1 protein-coding gene is annotated in these 2,056 nt (G+C 72.6%); it reads left to right on the forward strand.

Annotated features, from left to right (window positions below):
* A partial coding sequence (locus tag ACEN88_RS30055) for an Ig-like domain-containing protein (protein ID WP_413345598.1) occupies nucleotides 1–2,056 on the forward strand: 2,056 nt, incomplete at both ends.

The following is a 2,056-nucleotide window of genomic DNA, read 5'->3' on the forward strand; positions in this document are numbered from 1 at the left end:
GGTCTCGCTCGACAACGGCGCCAGCTGGACGGCGGCGCAGGTCAACGGCACGGCCTGGTCGCTGGCGGCCACGCTGGCCGGCAGCGGCACGCTGCAGGCGCGCGTGGTCGACGCCGTCGACAATGCCGGGCCGGTGGCTTCGCAGGCCTATGTGCTGGATACGGCGGCGCCGACGCTCACGATGACCAGCGACGCGAACCCGCTCAAGGCGGGCGAGACCGCCACGATCACGTTCACGTTCAGCGAAGATCCCGGCGCGACGTTCACGGCGGCCGATGTCGCCGTCAGCGGCGGCCAGCTCTCCGCGTTGTCCGGTAGCGGCACGGTCCGTACGGCCGTGTTCACGCCGGATGCGAACCTGGACAACCAGACGGCGAGCATCACGGTCGCCGCCGGCAGTTATATCGACGCGGCCGGCAACGCGGGCGGTGCGGGCACGCCGGTGAGCATCTACTTCGACACGCTGGTGCCGGGCGCGCCGCCTGCTCCCATGCTGAGCGCCGCCAGCGACGCCGGCAGCTCGGCCACGGACACCGTCACGAACGTGGCCGCGCCGACCCTCGAAGGCATGGCGGACCCGCATGCCGTCATCCTCGTGTACGAAGGCGACGCGCACGTGGTGGGCGCCACGATCGCCGACGGCACCGGTGCTTGGAGCGTCAGGATCGACGCGCTGGTCGACGGCGACCACATCCTGCGTGCGGTGCAGTCCGACGCCATCGGGAACGTGTCGCCGTTCGGCGCGCCGCTGGTCATCACGGTCGACACGCACGCGCCGGCCGCGCCGGCGGCCCCGCTGCTGGCTGCCGCCAGCGACAGCGGCACGGCCGGCGACCGCATCACGAAGGTCACGACGCCGACGTTCAGCGGCACCGCCGAAGGCCTGTCCCGGGTGACGCTGTACGACACCGACGGCACCACCGCGCTCGGTTCGACGCAGGCCGATTCCCACGGCAACTGGTCCCTCGCGGCGTCCCCGCTGGCCGACGGCACGCACGTGCTGACCGTCAGGCAGGTCGACGTGGCTGGCAACGAATCGGCCGCCAGCCCGGCCCTGACGGTGACGGTCGACGCGACCGCACCGGCGGCGCCCGCGGCCCCGCAGCTGCAGGCGCAATCCGATACGGACTCGGTCGGCGACGGCGTCACGTACGCGGTGCCGGTCCTCGAGGGCAATGCGGCGGCGAACGACCTCGTCACCCTGTACGACGGCACGACCGTGGTGGGCACGACCCATGCGGACGCGGACGGCCACTGGAGCATCGCCGCCCAGGCGCTGGGCCTCGGCCGGCACACGCTGAGCGTGACCGATACGGATGCCGCGGGCAACGTGTCCGCGGCGAGCGGCAGTTTCGCGCTGACGGTCGAGGAAGCGCCGGTGCCGCTGGTGGATGGCGTGCGCGTGGTGACGGTGCCGGTCGCGCTGCCGGGCGGCGCGTCAGGCAGCCAGGTCCAGGTCCCGATCGTGAGTGCCGGCCGCGTCGAGCAGACCGGTGCGGCCGCCACGGCGGACATTCCGCTGGCCGGCGGTACCGACCTGCTGATGGCCCACGTGGGCATCGGTTACGGATTGACCGCCAGCGGCGGCGCCAATACGACGGTGGCGAACGGCGGCGCCGGCCTGATCGCCGCGATCCAGGCGACCACGTCCGGCGGCGACCTCGTCCACATGAGCGGCAACGGCCAGAGCTACCTGGCGCAACTGCAGGCGAGCCAATCGCTGCTGGTCCAGACCATCGCGCCGGTCAGCAGCCAGGAGGCGCCGGACGGGGTCCTGACCCTGAGTGCCGCGAGCAGCGCAGAGCAGCAAGTGGCACTCGTGATCCAGACCGGCGGCCTCGCGCCTGGCGCCACCATCGCGCTGCAGAACGTCAATTTTGCGGCGATCGTCGGCTCGGCCAATGTCGTGGTCCAGGGCGGCACGCAGATGCTGACCGGCGATGCGGCCAGCCAGCACATCACGCTGGCGTCCGGCGGCGACACGCAGGTGTTCAGCGGCGGCGGCGACGATACGCTCGGCTTCGGTGTGCCGGCGGCGCGGGCGGCGAGCGCCAGC

The organism is Massilia sp. CT11-108 (assembly GCF_047302915.1).
GTDB classification, from domain to species: Bacteria; Pseudomonadota; Gammaproteobacteria; order Burkholderiales; family Burkholderiaceae_D; genus Telluria; species Telluria orientalis.